Genomic DNA, 14,005 nt, shown 5'->3' with positions numbered 1-14,005 from the left:
AAAAAACCCCCTCAATCCGGCACTCAAATGTTACGCAACAACCCCAATTTTCTTTTTATTTCCCTTGCCCGCTCAAGGTCCTGGGGGGTATTAACATTAAAAAATACATAATCCGGGTTGGCCAGCCGGGCAATTTTTTCCCGGTCCACATACATAACGTTAACCCGGGGGAAAAAGGAGGTGATTTTCAGCCGGCCGGCCCGCAGGTGTTCTTCAATTACTTCCAGGCAGGATTTATTATAACAGGCCATCAAGGGTTCCAGGTAGTTTCCCAACCTGGGGATTACTACATCATAATCTTTTCCGTGGCGGAGAAGGTATTCCAATAACCGGTGACTAATGAAGGGCATATCGCAGGCCACCACCAGGTTTATGTCCGAGGGGGAATAAGTAAGCCCAGCGTGTATGCCGCCAAGGGGGCCGTATTCCGGAAAAATATCGGTAACGATATCCAGCCCCAGGTGGGAGAAGGCCTCCGGCCTCGTGGTCACAACCATTATATGATCTACCACCTTTTCCAGCTGCCGGACGGCATTTTCCAACATGGTTTCCTTTCCCACCCGCAAAAAGGCCTTTTGCGCGCCCATGCGGCTGTTTTTTCCTCCTGCCATTATGATGCCGGTTGTTTGCATGTGCAGCCCCCTAATTGTATATTTCATACCGTTTTCTGTAATCCTTTAAGCAAGGCCTTTACATTTTTACCCAGAACGTCATGATTATAGCCGCCTTCTAAAACAGCAAATACTTTTCCGTCACATGTCTCTTTGGCATAGGAGCCTATTATTTCGCCCAGGGTGGTATAGTCATCGGTTTTAAGCAATCCGCCCCAGTCAGCCACGTGCCGGTCAAAGCCGGCAGATATGGCCACCAAATCATGCTTCCCCGCCTTCCGGAGAAAGTTTTCCAGCTCGTTTATACTGTCAAGATGGTAATACTTTACGTGGGGATTTGGGGCAAATATATTATTGGTGCCGTCTCCGAAATGCAGGTCAATGTCTATAATTACAGCCTTCTCAATTTTTCCGCTTCGCCTCACCTTTTCCACCGCTACGGCCACATTGTTAAACCAGCAAAAGCCCCAGCAGGAGTCAGGACTGGCATGGTGGCCGGGCGGCCTGATTAAAGCAAAGGCGGGCTCGCCCTGGAGGGCCAGCCGGGCTGCCTCAATGGCACCCCCGGCCGCCAAAACAGCAATTTCGTAAAGAAGTTCGCGCTTTTTTATTCGCTCCAGGTGTCTTTGGGTGTGCACCAGTAACAAATCTGCTTCGGTGGCGGGAGCCGGCTCCACAAATTCAAAACTATCACGCAACTCTTCCACTATGCCGTCCAACCTGCCGGGGGCCGCAGCCGGATCTCCGGCATAAACCTCCCGGTAACGTTCATGGAAAACAACCTTCATAGTTTCCCCCCACTTGAAATTTATACAACAACTTTTTCCTTCCACGAACCCTTGTTTCCAACTTAACCACATCCATCCTTAAAAATAAGTATAATCAATTTTGTAAGAAAGAGAAATACGGATCCTTTTTATCCACCAGAGAATAATGTTTGCAGTTTATGTTTTGAACGTAAAATGCAGGGGCATTTTACCGGTCCTAATTAGGTTTACCAATTCAAGGACGGTTAAAAATTGAAAGGCCGGCCATCAAAAGTGATGGCCGGTTTTTCCCAGGACATGATTAATTAAGAGCATAAACCATCTTCCCTTCTTCCTCTTGCCTTTTTACTTTTCCTTTTCTCTCGAGATATTTCAAGTGAGCAATAGCCTCCCCGGTGGCAAACCATTTTTGCGGGACAGGGAACAGGTCCCAGGAAGCATAGGTCAAGTCCCAGCTTATTTGCGACGCCACCTGGAAAGCATCCCGGCTGCCCTTTTTCAGGATGGAGAGAACTTCTTCCGTTCTTTTCCGGTGATGTAATTTCAGTTCTTGAATTCTCTTTTTACAGTCCTTGAAAAGTTTCCGGTGCCCGGGTAATACCAGCCGGATATCGAATTTATGGATTTTATCAAGGCTTTTGAGGTATTCATCCAGGGGATCCCCTTCATCAGACCACAGTGAAATGTTGGGTGTTATATCACTTAGAATATGATCCCCCGCTACCAGTATCTTCTTTTGGGGTTCATAAAGGCACATATGGCCCGGAGTATGGCCGGGAGTCTCAATGCACTTAAACAGGTAGTTCCCAATTGTTATAATGTCACCTTCCTTTATGATCCGGAAATTCAGGTATCCCCTGGAGCTGTATTTATAACCGGGATGTTTTTTATAAGCCTCTTGCAGCTTATTTTCGGGAAAACCACTCAAACGGGCAAAGTCGAGCATGTCGTCCCAGCGAACGCCGTGGTTGATAATTCTGGCGTCAGCCTCACTGCAATATATTGTTGATGTTTCAGTGCAGAGTTCCGAAACCAGGCCTGAATGGTCTGCATGCATGTGAGTAATAAGAAAGTCGGTCTGTCTCAAATTCACCTCAAGCTCCTTGAGTCCCGAAAGAATAACACTTTTACATTCCTCCCGGTTCATCCCCGTATCAATAATTAAATTTCGCTCCCGGCCTTTTAACACATAGGAATTCAGAGCCTTCAAGGGATTATTGGGCAAGGGGATTTCCAGTTTATACAAGCCGGGTAAAATTTCCTCCCACAAAATGGAACCCTCCTCAAAAGAGCCTATTCCTACCTGCATTTATTCTACAGAGTATTCCCAACACCTTTAAATTTTTACCGCTTTTATCTTTAACTGGATAACGGTTTCTTTTTTCCTCAATTTACATAATTTGAAAATACGGAAGGGGCAACCCGCTGGTTTATGAAAAAGTACGCCTTCAATAAAAAAAGAAAGAAAATCAGGCATATAAATATAGTTTGAAAATTAACGATATCGGGGTGCTCAATATTGAGTGGCTAGGTAAAAGATGCCCGGCCGGGTTCACCGGCCGGGCCGGGAATTCCATTACGTTCAGCAGGAAAAAACTTTTGGATAAAGAATAAAATGCAAGAATAAGTTCAATATACGTAAGACTTTATTAATTTTGCAAAGGATGCAGGGCCCCATGTTGAAAGATTTTTATCCTACTTTGGCTGCCGTAGCGGTGGCCGTTATTTTTGGTTTTTCCTTTCTTTTTACCAAAGGCGCTTTATATTATTTAAGCCCGTTTCAGTTGATTGGCCTGCGCTTTGCCCTGGCCGCGCTGTGCCTGACGATACTGGCGGCGTGCAGACTGGTTAGACTGCACATTCGCCCGGCCCACCTGCCGGATTTACTCAAGATAGCGATCTGGCAGCCGGTGTTATACTTTATTTGTGAGACTTACGGCATAAAATTTACCTCCGCCTCTGAGTCGGGTGTTATAATCGCCCTTGTGCCCGTGGCCACAACGGTACTCTCCATATTTATGCTAAAAGAAAAGATTACACTTTGGCAGGGTATATTTATCAATGCGGCGGTACTGGGTGTTATATTTATGGCTTTAGGCAAGCCTGCCGGTGGCTTTACCGGGCAGCCCGGTCACCTGCTGGGTGTTTTTTTGCTGTTCGGCGCCGTGTTGGCCGCCGGTTTTTATAACGTGCTTTCCCGCCGCGCTTCCGCCGGACATTTCCCCCTGGACATCACTTTTGTAATGATGTGGCTGGGAGCCTTGGTTTTTAATGCTGCCGGCCTTGTGCAAAGCTATTTGATTGGACAGTTAAATAATTATATTGATGCCTGGCTACACCCACCGGTGGTTACAGGTCTTTTATACCTGGGGATTTTGTCCTCCGTAGTGGCTTTTTTTCTCCTTAATTACACCTTGTCTCATTTACCGGCCTCCCGCACTTCGGTATTTATGAACTTGACACCGGTGATTTCGGTACTGGCGGGCATTATATTTTTGGGTGAACGCCTGGCAGTATGGCAAATTGTGGGCGGGGTGCTGATTTTGCTGGGAGTATGGGGAACAAATCATTTTGCCTGCAAACCGAAGGAGGTTGCCGGCAGGCAAAAATCCCTCGCAAGTATCCCTGAAAAATTCAAGCACCCATAAATGCTTCTTATGGTGTATAAAATTTATTTATTCAACAAAAAATAATTAACACGATGTGGAAAAATATGCAAAAGGAGTGAATGTAAAAGATGAATCAGGAAGTTACCGTTTATACCACACCCGCATGACCCCACTGCCGCAATGTGAAAGAGTTTCTTTCACAAAAGGGTGTAGATTTTGAGGAACACGATGTGGCAAAGGATGAGCAGGCCAGAAATGAAATGCTGAGGAAAACCGGGAGATTGGCTGTACCTACCATTGTGATAGGTGATGAAGTGGTCGTCGGCTTTGACAAAGATAAGTTGGAGAAGCTAATACACTAGCACTTGTTCTCAATTTCGGCAGATATCCGCTGTTTGCATGCCTATATACATCAAAAGCCCGCGATATCGCGGGCTTTTACAATGTTTTAACTTCTTGGCCAGTAAACTCTTTAAGGCCTACGCCTGGCCCTTTTAAAAAATAAGAGCGGGACAAAAAATTGAATGAAGCACCCGGCTTCTGTTAGATTATTAAATTCTTCACCCGCCGCCGGCCGGTGCTGATGTACCACTTCCGCATCCACCGGTGTTTATGGAGCAGCCGGTAATTAACTGTACCACTTTCCTGGATTGGCACTGGGGACAGGATACATTCTTTCTTTCGTCAATACTGGCCATTTGCGAAAACCTGTGACCACATTCAGCACACTTGTAATCGTAGATGGGCAAAATCGTACACCTCCTACTTTAACAAAATAATCAATCTCCCGTGGTAATGGCCCCGTTTATACAAATAAAAACACATTCTTCACAGTTATCACATTTTTTAGGGTCCACTACCGCTTTCTTTACCGTAACTGTAATTGCTCCGTTAGGGCAGACACTGGCACATTGCCCGCAGCCCACACAAAGTTTTTCAATGACTACAGCCGGCATATTAAGCCCTTTCTTATATATATTTTAATATTACGATTAAAGTATACAAAAAACAAGCCCCGGAAGCAATAGCTTTTGGGGCCCGTCAATATATTTATTTTTTTAAGATAAATCAGATTGCTTAAATAACCGAATAAAATTAAGCACAAATTGTAACTCCTTTTCATTTAAATTGCAAATCAGCCCTAGAACCGCCTGAACATTGGGATGCATCAGAAGTTCCCTCAATTCCGGATTCATTAAACTAAGCATCTGGTCCACCGAGCAGGGTTCCATAATGAAATAACAAGGTGATACTCCCATAACTTCAGCTAATTTCTCCAATGTCTTTAAAGAAGGTTGGACTTTCCCCTGCTCAATTTGGCCAATTAAACCTGCCGTAACATTGGCTAAATTTGCCAGTTGGGCTTGGGTTAAACCGTATTCTTCCCGGAGCGCCTTAAGCTTTTGTCCCAGGGTGCCTTCTCGTCCTATGAGTGTCGAAGGAGATACCCCCAAGCCCTTGGCGATACGCTTTAAGGTATTAATGGCGGGATATACCGTACCCCTTTCAATCTCGCTCAGGTAGGAAGGAGATACCCCCGCTTTTTGTCCCAGTTCTTGAAGAGAAAGGTTTTTTTCCGTCCTCATCATTCTTATTTTATCGCCCAGGGAAAGCCCAATGTCGGTAACGTCTCCTTCAATGAGCTGGGTTTTTGATACGTTAAGAGCTGCTGCTAATTTTTCAATAGTTTTTAGGGAAGGTCTTTTGGAACCACGCTCGATCTCGCTAAGATAGGAAAGGGATAGATTTGCCCGCTTGGCCATCTCCTGGAGCGTATATCCTCTTTCTTCACGCAACGCGCGGATTTGATCTCCCCTAACATTCATCATTAACACTCCCAATATTTAAGAACAATTTTTTAATTTAAACTAAAGTGACACTATTATCCTACTATACTTTTACTAGGCAGTCAATCTAATGCTGGGATACAAAAAAATTTATCGTAAAAATGGCCGGGGTTACGTTTACAGCTTCATTAATTCCCCGGCAATTTCCTGAAATATGGGAGCAGCGGTTTCTCCCCCGCTTTTCCCACCTTGTACCAGTACTGTAATAACATAGCGGGGATTATTTGAAGGCACATATCCCGAAAACCAGGCATTAATAGATTCGCCGGATGATTCTCGTACCTGTGCCGAGCCGGTTTTACCCGAACTTCCGTAAGACTGAACAAAGGCTTTTTGTCCCACACCTTCCCTGGTAACTCCTTTCAACATACGCCTCAGAATATTAACGGTCTGAACGGAGACAACTCTCTTGCCGGGCGGATTTGGAAATTCAATTTTCTTTCCATCCGCGGCTAGAAATTCCTTCGCTATTCTTGGCTGGTAATAAAACCCCTCCGAGGCAATTATATTCATCATGGCCGTAAGCTGTACAGGAGTTGCCAATACAGGTCCCTGTCCTATGGAGCTGTTGGCCAGGTTGTAAGGCTCGGCTATTGCTTGGAAATTTTGGCGGTTACTGGCCGCTTCGGGGAAGCCAATTATCCGGTTATTTTCCAGGCCCAATTTCCTTGCGTATTCTATTATTTTTTTTGCCCCTAATTGCTGGCCCAGCTGCACAAAGGCAGGATTACATGAATTCACCATGGCTTCATACAAAGTCAGCTTACCGTGTCCGGGGGAGTACCAGCAGCGGACCGGTTTATCTTCGGCACCCTTGCAGTAAAAGTTAGTTTCCGGTTCCACCAGCCCCTCTTCCAGGGCGGCGCAGGCCAGAACAACTTTAAATAGGGAGCCGGGTTGAAAGAGTGCCACCGCCCGGTTAACAAACATACCTTTTTCATTGTCGGCCAGGGATATCTTGGAGGGTTCGGGGTTAAAATCGGGCCGGCTGGCACAGGCAAGGATGTCCCCCGAATGGGGCTTCATCACTACTACGGCCCCCTTTTCCACCCGCCGGTCGAGAATCCCCTCTACCACTTGCTGTACTCGCAGGTCTATGGTAGTAACTATATTATACCTGCCCGGGTCGATGGGGTTCCTGTCGACACGCACGCGGTTTTTGGATATTGGCCTTCCCCGGGCATCCATCAACATGTAAGCCTGGCGGGTTGGGTAATTACCCTTGAGCTGATATTCATAATATTTTTCCAGCCCCATGACCCCTATCCAGTCACCGTAGTTATAATACTTTTTCCCCATATTGTTAAGAAATTTATAGGTTTCCAGTGAGGAAATTTTCCCCAGGTGTCCTGTTATGTGAGGGGCCAAAGGGTCGGAACCGTAGCGGAATTTTACAGGTAAAACGGTAATTCCCGGTTTTGAATTTTGCCTTATCCTTTGTACCTGTTCAGCTGTCAAGTCGTATGGGAGGCAGCAGGGCGGCCCTCCAAAGTAAGGGATTAAATTTGAGGGGTTTACGTTAAGAACCCGTGCCAGCTCAACTGCCGCTTTATGCACGTCTTCCACGGCTGAAGGAAAAATAACAATCCGATTTGCCATATATGCTCCTGTTAACGGCTTACCGTTACGATCCAGTATATCGCCCCTGGGAATATCTTCTAAAGACACTATTTTTGCATCCCGGGCCAGTGCCATTCGCGATAACTCCTCTCCCTGGCATAGCTGAATATAATCCAGGCGGCCCAGCAGTGCCAGCAAACAAATAGAAATGCCCAGGAATGTTATTATCATACGCCGCTGCCTTTGCATTTGCATAAAAAACCACCTTCCAGGATTTCCCTACAAGAAGGTTAACCCCCAGAAGGTGGTTTTATACCCCTTGCGGTGGTTCCGCGCGGCGTAGCATACTGTATGGCGGCACCTTGGGCATGGACGGCAAGTAAACGGTCTGCCGGGGATGGGGCGCCCTTTCAATTGGTTTGCCCTCTTCATCATACATTTCATCCACCCGATACTCAAATACCTCGCCTTCAGGCGGCATTACTTCTAACAGCTCTCCCCGGGAAAAATGATTACGCTGTTCAATTTCCACGGCACCTTTGGTTTTATTATATCCCCTTACCACCCCAACGAAGGTATATGACCTCCTGTAAATATCCTTTATGGGGGTAAATCCACTTTTATCCGGAGGGCCGTCAATAAAACCGGCTATGTAATCCCTGTTGCTTACCTTTCCTATTTCATTAATCCATTCTTGACGCAGGCAAAAATTTTCCGGGTCCAACAGGTAGGCATCAATGGCTTTGCGGTAAACCCTGGTAATGGTGGCAACATAATGAATGCTTTTAACCCTGCCTTCTATTTTAAAACTATTCACCCCGGCAGCCATTAACCGGGGAAGGTGGTGCAGCAGACACAGGTCCCGGGAGCTCAAAATATAGGTACCGCGGTGATCTTCCTCAAAGGGGAAATATTCACCCGGGCGTTTTTCTTCCACCAGGGCATATTTCCAGCGGCAGGCCTGGGCACAGTCCCCGCGGTTGGCATCCCTGCCGGTCATATAGTTGCTTAGCAGGCAGCGCCCGGAATAAGATATACACATGGCACCGTGCACAAAAACTTCCAATTCCAGGTTAACTTTATTTCTTATTTGTTTTATTTCCTCTAAAGATAATTCCCTGGCCAGTACTATGCGTTTAACCCCTTGTTTTTCCCAAAAACGGGCGCTCATCCAATTGGTGGTATTGGCTTGAGTGCTTAAGTGTATAGAAAGGCCCGGGGTTATTTCTTTAACCATCTCTATTATTCCGGGGTCGGAAACTATAACTCCGTCGACTTCTATTTGTTCCAGATATTTTAAATAACGGGGCAGATCGGGAAGATCGTAATTGTGAGCAAAAATGTTTACCGTTACGTAAACCTTTACCCCGTGCCGGTGGGCGAATACAACGGCCTTCTGCAATTTTTCTTCATCGAAATTGGCCGCTGCCGCCCGCAGGCCGAAACGCGTACCTCCCAGGTAGACGGCATCGGCGCCGTAAGCTACGGCAACTTCTAATTTTTCCATGTTTCCGGCGGGGGCCAGGAGTTCCGGTGGCTTCAATTTATCACCTACTGGTACTTTCTAATATTTGCATTATGTTCCCGCAGCGTCTTGGCAAAAGCATGGGTGCCGTCAGGCTTGGCCACGTAATACAGGTAATCAGTTTTCTCCGGTTCCAAAACGGCCAGCAATGATTTTCGGCCCGGCGCCCCGATGGGGCCCGGCGGGAGACCGGTAATCCGGTAAGTGTTGTACGGGGAGTCAACCTTCAGGTCTTTATAATATAATTTTGAACGGTGTCCTTTCAAAGCATACTGCACCGTGGCATCAATTTGCAATGGCATTCCTAATTTTAAGCGGTTGAAAATAACCCCGGCGATAATGGGGCGCTCCCTGTCCACCTTTGCCTCCCGTTCCACCATGGAGGCGATGGTTACTGCTTCATGTAAGGTTAAGCCTTTTTCTGCCGCTTTACGGGGAAAGTCCAGTTCCTGCATTTCCCGCCAGAAGCGTTGCAGCATCAAGCGGATTATTTCCCTTTCAGAGCTGTTACTCCCTACGTGGTAAGTGTCAGGAAATAAATAGCCTTCCAGTCTTGCGGGCCCTTCCGGTAAATTTTCAACAAAGGGGAAGGAGAAATCACCCTTGGATACCAGGTAATAAAAGAGCTCCCTTTTTACAAGTTCCTTTTCCTCTAATAGCTTGCAAATTTGCTCAATAGTATAACCTTCCGGCACGGTAAAAACCACGGTATCTTGGGTACCGGCCACAAGTAAATTAACAAGTTCCGGAACGGTATAGCCGGAACTTAAGGAATATTTTCCTGATTTTAGCTTGCCGTCCAGTCCGGTCAGCCGGGTATAACAAACAAATGCCCGTCTGTTTTTAATTAATCCCTTTTCCTCTAAAAGATATGATATTTGGCAAGTATTGGCCCCTCTGGGAATAGTTACCGCCACTTTTTCTTTACTGCCGGGGGACACTGCCGAAAGGGCGCCGTACATATACATCAACCCTGCGCTTACCGCAAAAATCAGTCCGAGAGCCAAACATAGGGCCGTTTTCCCGGCCCGTATGTTTCGGAATTTAGTTTTTTCCCCGAAAGTATTGTTCAGGTCCATTATGTCACCATCTAATTCCATATACCTTAATTATACATTTTTATACTCATATTGAACAGGGATTGTACAAAAAAGGTAAACGGCCCGCTGGACGGGCTGTTTTAAGGTAAGAATACCGGGAAATATCATCTTATTGCCGGGAGCTGGTATGTTCAAATTCAACTTCTTCCGCCTCCTGTCCCTGGCCCCGGGCGGCTTCTTGAACTTTTGCGCTCTCCGTACCGTTTTCAGAAGGTTCTTTTCCTTTTCCAATGGGGTCCTTCTTAATATTATTTTCTTCGGGTACATTTTCGCAGGGATTTTCTTCCCCGGAATCTTCTTCATGCGGATTTTCCACCGGCAGCGTTACTTGGGTTTCACCTTCTTTAGCAGGGATATCAGGCTGAATATCGATGGTAATATTAGTTTCTTTGGTGCCTATGGCAATAATTTCATCCCTTGGGGGATAAAGGCTTTTGGGCAGGGGCCGGGTAATGGTTTTTCCGTTTTTAGTAATTTTTATTATACCGGAGGTTTTATATCCCTTTACGCCTTTTTGCTTTATTACTTTCTCACCCTTGGCCAGATTAGGATCTTCCTCATAAGCCACACCGGGCTCAAGAATACGGGTTACCCACGATTTAATGGAAACATCTTTTTTATTTTCGGTGTTGCCGTATATTTTAATAGTGATAGTATTATATCCTACCGTAGACTTGACCAGTATGTAGCTGTCGGTGCTGTTGCGAAAACGGAAGTCCAGGTAATTATATGCCACCGTTGCATCCCTGCCTATGGGAACGTAGTTTACCGGGAGAGAGTGATTACTCCGCTCGGTTACTGTAAGGTCGGCTAAAAGAACGGCATTATATAGGGTTGTAGAGACCTGGCAAACACCTCCGCCCAAGCCGTCCACCAATTCATTATTCAAAATAACCTTTGCATTTTTATATCCGGCCTCTGAACTTCGCGGCCCAACTATCTTATTAAAGGAAACTTCTTTTCCCGGAGGTACCAGCAGGCCGTCCAAGGCAGCCGCAGCCACCCGAATATTATAAGTACGCCCCGCCTGATTGGGATCGAACCGGGTGGAATAAGATGAAAGGAGGCCATTTATACCCATTGCCCTTATATCCTCTACCGTTCGGGAAGGTGGTACATTGAGCAATGAAACCTCTAACTGAAGGGGCTTAGTGCCGCTGGCGAGAAGATGCAGTAAATTTTTATGAAGGGAAGCATGGTCTACTTTTACTCCCTTACGGCCGGGTATTATCTTAATTTCATCTTGGGAGGTTATGTAAAAAGCGGCATCCACAGGGGGACGAGTAATATCGGCAAGGAGATTATTTACTTCCTTTTGAAGTTTATCCCGGTTTACCCTTATTGCCAGCGGAATATGCATTCCCTCTTTGCGAGCGTGCAGGCTTTCATTCCAGCGCTTCCAAAGAGGACCACTGTGTCCAACCCGTAAGGCCCGGTCCATCACGGTATCTTCATCTATTGTTACTCCTATTGCCTTAAGGGGTAAGGTCCAGCTTTGGTTACCGTATTTTAGGGTTAATGTTTCTTTTTCCAGCTGCTGGAAGAATTGCTTGAGTTTTAAAATCCCCTCCTCCCGGGTCATTCCTCCAAGGTTTACTTCACCGGCATAAACATTTGGGATAACCCGGTGGGAAGAAAGAAACACAAAAGTGGCACCTCCCGACGCAGCCGCCGTAAATACAATGCCCAGTATAAAAATCAATGTAAGCATTCCCGTTCGGCGGGACATGCGCCCTCCCCCTTAAATATCCTAAAGTATTAATCATTAATAGTATTTGCTCCGGACTTTAAAAATGATTATTGTAATTACTTCTTATTATATGGACAAAAGGATAGGCAAAAAAGTACCGGCTTATGACAAAAAGTCATAAGCCGGTACTTTAATTTTCCTCGTGAAATTCCGCCTTTTCCATAAGTTCCTCCCATGCGGCGGCAACCTTTTGCCATTCTTCTTCATCTTCAATGTCCATCAGAATTTCATTACCTTCTTCATCTTGAGTCCTTTTCAACACAATGGCCTCTTCGGCATCTTCTTCCGGTGGTAGAAGTATCGCATATTCATTTTCTTCCACTTCAATGATATCTATGAGTTCGAAATTGTGCTCTTGGCCTTCCTCATCCAACAGGGTAATAATTCCTGCTTCATATTCGTGATTATGGCCGTTATCGGGCAATACCGGTCACCTCTTTCATTTTAAAAAGTTAGGCCTATTCTATATGATACAGCTGCTTGCTGTCAAGGAAGATCATCAATATCTTTTCCAGCTGTTTTATTGACATCAAGATACCCTTGTAAGATAATGGATGCCGCCATTTTATCTATAATTTTGCGACGCTTTCTCCGGCTTATGTCAGCGCTGATTAGAAGCCTCTCCGCTTCAGCGGTACTTAACCTCTCGTCCCAGGTTTCCACCGGTAATTGTAAAAATTGCCGTAGTTCCCGGGTAAAGGCCAGCACTTTTTCACCCTGCGGGCCCAAGGTACCGTTCATATTTCGGGGGAGCCCCACCACAATTTTTGCTATCCCGTGGGCTTTTACCAATTGCTTTAAACGTTTAAAGTCCTGTTCAGAATTTTCAGCACGACGAATAACCTCCAGCCCTTGGGCGGTAAGCCCGAGAGCGTCACTAATAGCCACTCCTATGGTCTTATCACCCACGTCAAGGCCCATTATTCGCAATTAAATTACCTCTCTTCATATGATTTTTATACAAAACTCCGGGCAGGCGGCACCACAATACCCGCACAGCCGGCAGAGATTCATGTTAACCTGTGCCCGGCCCGAAACTATGGATAATGCCCCTGCGGAACACATTTCCACACAGCTGCCGCAAGCCACGCACCATTTTTCTATGTGTAGACGCCGACTGCGCTTTGTAAGGTTCTTTTTTAATTCCAGCGGAACCGGTTTACCGGAAAAAAAGTTTATATTAAAGTTTACTTCATCAATACTTTGCATACCTATTGCTATAGACGATAATTCCTTTATATCCATGACAAACTTGAGGGCTTCGGTATTTTCAGAAATCAGGTGGCCACCCCCGAGGGCTTTCATGCCGTAAAGTCCCTTTCCTGCAGCACGGGCAAAGGATATGGCATCTAACATATCTTTAATGGAGCCGTCCCGGATCCCTATTCCGGCCTTATTAACAATAGGGTGAATGATATCGAACTCCGGTATCACGGCAGCCGCCCGGACAGCATCCACATTATGGGTGGAAATTCCTATGGCCCTTACCAGGCCCTTTTTCCGGGCTTTTACCAGGAATTCCACCGCTTGCCAGTGTCCCCTAATGGTAAGGGCCGATTCCTGTTCGTGAAGAAGGAAAATGTCAATATAATCCCGGTTAATGGAGCGAAGGGCCTCGTACAGGGTTTTCCGCATACCCTCGTATGTATAATCATATGACTTGGAAGCAATAACCGTATTTCGAAAGTCCCCCTTTATTGCTTCTTTTATGTACGGGTATGTTTGGTAAGTATGTGCCGTATCAATAAAATTTACACCCTGTTCCAGCGCTTTTCTAATTACGGTACTGCCCTCCCGGACGGGCAGGTTGGCCTGCAGGGGACCGATGGTGAGACTGCCGAAACAAAGCCGGGAAACTCTAATTCCGGTATTGCCCATTTTCCTGTATTCCACACGGATGGCTCCTTTACTGGTGAAAAAATCCCGCCCCAAGGGCGGGTTATCAGGCGTGATGTTTAAGATAAAATTTTACAAGCTCTTCCAGCAGTTCATCCCGTTCCAGCTGGCGGATAAGGCTCCTGGCATTATTATGGCCGGTTATGTAAGCAGGATCACCGGATATGAAATATCCCACCAATTGGTTGATAGGATTATAGCCCTTTTCCTTAAGTGCCTTATACACGGCAAGTAATATATCGCGGGCCTGGTTTACTTCTTCGGCCTGAACCTTAAACATTACAGTTTTTTCGGAAAAATCCGCGGCCATTGTATCGACCTCCCACAGGTATTAACCTCA

General features: G+C 46.0%; 16 protein-coding genes. 2 read left to right on the top strand and 14 right to left on the bottom strand.

The features are described from left to right. Positions 1 to 23: 23 nt before the first annotated feature. The 3 genes from mobA to ACX4JR_RS07730 all read right to left on the bottom strand — a co-directional run bounded on the left by mobA (position 24) and on the right by ACX4JR_RS07730 (position 2,648). Complete coding sequence (gene mobA / locus ACX4JR_RS07740) at positions 24 to 611, bottom strand: molybdenum cofactor guanylyltransferase (RefSeq protein ID WP_476060428.1); 588 nt, start codon at positions 609 to 611, stop codon at positions 24 to 26. A gap of 44 nt (positions 612 to 655) precedes the next feature. Beyond that, positions 656 to 1,399 carry a histone deacetylase family protein gene (locus ACX4JR_RS07735; RefSeq protein ID WP_476060427.1) on the bottom strand — a complete coding sequence of 248 codons (744 nt, stop codon included), beginning with the start codon at positions 1,397 to 1,399 and terminating at the stop codon, positions 656 to 658. 280 nt (positions 1,400 to 1,679) lie between these two features. Next, positions 1,680 to 2,648: an MBL fold metallo-hydrolase gene (locus ACX4JR_RS07730; protein WP_476060426.1), complete on the bottom strand. Its 969-nt coding sequence runs from the start codon at positions 2,646 to 2,648 to the stop codon at positions 1,680 to 1,682. A 406-nt stretch (positions 2,649 to 3,054) separates the two neighbouring features. Here ACX4JR_RS07730 and ACX4JR_RS07725 point away from each other — a divergent pair, with 406 nt between their 5' ends. Both ACX4JR_RS07725 and ACX4JR_RS07720 read left to right on the top strand, forming a co-directional pair. Continuing rightward, complete coding sequence (locus ACX4JR_RS07725; protein ID WP_476060425.1) at positions 3,055 to 4,026, top strand: DMT family transporter; 972 nt, start codon at positions 3,055 to 3,057, stop codon at positions 4,024 to 4,026. An 89-nt stretch (positions 4,027 to 4,115) separates the two neighbouring features. Next, positions 4,116 to 4,349, top strand: a complete 234-nt coding sequence (locus tag ACX4JR_RS07720; RefSeq protein WP_476060424.1) for a glutaredoxin family protein — start codon at positions 4,116 to 4,118, stop codon at positions 4,347 to 4,349. A gap of 198 nt (positions 4,350 to 4,547) precedes the next feature. Here the strand turns inward: ACX4JR_RS07720 and ACX4JR_RS07715 are convergent, their stop codons facing one another. The 11 genes from ACX4JR_RS07715 to ACX4JR_RS07665 form a co-directional block, all read right to left on the bottom strand. Beyond that, positions 4,548 to 4,736 (bottom strand): FmdB family zinc ribbon protein, encoded by a 189-nt coding sequence (locus ACX4JR_RS07715; protein WP_476060423.1) that lies wholly within the window; start codon positions 4,734 to 4,736, stop codon positions 4,548 to 4,550. Between the two features lie 30 nt (positions 4,737 to 4,766). Continuing rightward, positions 4,767 to 4,943, bottom strand: a complete 177-nt coding sequence (locus tag ACX4JR_RS07710; RefSeq protein WP_476060422.1) for a DUF362 domain-containing protein — start codon at positions 4,941 to 4,943, stop codon at positions 4,767 to 4,769. A 102-nt stretch (positions 4,944 to 5,045) separates the two neighbouring features. After that, complete coding sequence (locus ACX4JR_RS07705) at positions 5,046 to 5,813, bottom strand: helix-turn-helix domain-containing protein (protein WP_476060503.1); 768 nt, start codon at positions 5,811 to 5,813, stop codon at positions 5,046 to 5,048. A 138-nt stretch (positions 5,814 to 5,951) separates the two neighbouring features. Next, positions 5,952 to 7,649 carry a peptidoglycan D,D-transpeptidase FtsI family protein gene (locus ACX4JR_RS07700; RefSeq protein WP_476060421.1) on the bottom strand — a complete coding sequence of 566 codons (1,698 nt, stop codon included), beginning with the start codon at positions 7,647 to 7,649 and terminating at the stop codon, positions 5,952 to 5,954. 55 nt (positions 7,650 to 7,704) lie between these two features. Further along, complete coding sequence (locus ACX4JR_RS07695; protein WP_476060420.1) at positions 7,705 to 8,937, bottom strand: peptidase U32 family protein; 1,233 nt, start codon at positions 8,935 to 8,937, stop codon at positions 7,705 to 7,707. Between the two features lie 8 nt (positions 8,938 to 8,945). Continuing rightward, positions 8,946 to 10,019 carry an endolytic transglycosylase MltG gene (gene mltG, locus ACX4JR_RS07690; protein WP_476060419.1) on the bottom strand — a complete coding sequence of 358 codons (1,074 nt, stop codon included), beginning with the start codon at positions 10,017 to 10,019 and terminating at the stop codon, positions 8,946 to 8,948. 109 nt (positions 10,020 to 10,128) lie between these two features. Beyond that, positions 10,129 to 11,748 (bottom strand): VanW family protein, encoded by a 1,620-nt coding sequence (locus tag ACX4JR_RS07685; RefSeq protein WP_476060418.1) that lies wholly within the window; start codon positions 11,746 to 11,748, stop codon positions 10,129 to 10,131. A gap of 151 nt (positions 11,749 to 11,899) precedes the next feature. Then, on the bottom strand, positions 11,900 to 12,193 hold the full coding sequence (locus ACX4JR_RS07680) for a DUF1292 domain-containing protein (protein ID WP_476060417.1): 294 nt from the start codon (positions 12,191 to 12,193) through the stop codon (positions 11,900 to 11,902). A 62-nt stretch (positions 12,194 to 12,255) separates the two neighbouring features. After that, positions 12,256 to 12,699, bottom strand: coding sequence for a Holliday junction resolvase RuvX (ruvX, locus tag ACX4JR_RS07675; protein ID WP_476060416.1), 444 nt, complete (start codon positions 12,697 to 12,699; stop codon positions 12,256 to 12,258). A gap of 15 nt (positions 12,700 to 12,714) precedes the next feature. Beyond that, positions 12,715 to 13,662: an aldo/keto reductase gene (locus ACX4JR_RS07670; protein ID WP_476060415.1), complete on the bottom strand. Its 948-nt coding sequence runs from the start codon at positions 13,660 to 13,662 to the stop codon at positions 12,715 to 12,717. Positions 13,663 to 13,711: 49 nt separating this feature from the next. Next, positions 13,712 to 13,975: an IreB family regulatory phosphoprotein gene (locus ACX4JR_RS07665; protein WP_476060414.1), complete on the bottom strand. Its 264-nt coding sequence runs from the start codon at positions 13,973 to 13,975 to the stop codon at positions 13,712 to 13,714. Between the last annotated feature and the right edge of the window lie 30 nt (positions 13,976 to 14,005).

The organism is Desulfofundulus sp. JL263-se (assembly GCF_056316025.1).
The sequence above is the reverse complement of the archived record's forward strand: the minus strand, read 5'-3'. Positions and strand labels throughout refer to the sequence as shown.

Bases quoted from the DNA above. Each gene is read 5' to 3' on its own strand.
- mobA (WP_476060428.1), bottom strand. From the start codon at position 611: ATGGCAGGAGGAAAAAACAGCCGCATGGGCGCGCAAAAGGCCTTTTTG.
- ACX4JR_RS07735 (WP_476060427.1), bottom strand. From the start codon at position 1,399: ATGAAGGTTGTTTTCCATGAACGTTACCGGGAGGTTTATGCCGGAGAT.
- ACX4JR_RS07725 (WP_476060425.1), top strand. From the start codon at position 3,055: ATGTTGAAAGATTTTTATCCTACTTTGGCTGCCGTAGCGGTGGCCGTT.
- ACX4JR_RS07710 (WP_476060422.1), bottom strand. From the start codon at position 4,943: ATGCCGGCTGTAGTCATTGAAAAACTTTGTGTGGGCTGCGGGCAATGT.
- ACX4JR_RS07705 (WP_476060503.1), bottom strand. From the start codon at position 5,813: ATGAATGTTAGGGGAGATCAAATCCGCGCGTTGCGTGAAGAAAGAGGA.
- ACX4JR_RS07700 (WP_476060421.1), bottom strand. From the start codon at position 7,649: ATGCAAATGCAAAGGCAGCGGCGTATGATAATAACATTCCTGGGCATT.
- mltG (WP_476060419.1), bottom strand. From the start codon at position 10,019: ATGGAATTAGATGGTGACATAATGGACCTGAACAATACTTTCGGGGAA.
- ACX4JR_RS07685 (WP_476060418.1), bottom strand. From the start codon at position 11,748: ATGTCCCGCCGAACGGGAATGCTTACATTGATTTTTATACTGGGCATT.
- ACX4JR_RS07665 (WP_476060414.1), bottom strand. From the start codon at position 13,975: ATGGCCGCGGATTTTTCCGAAAAAACTGTAATGTTTAAGGTTCAGGCC.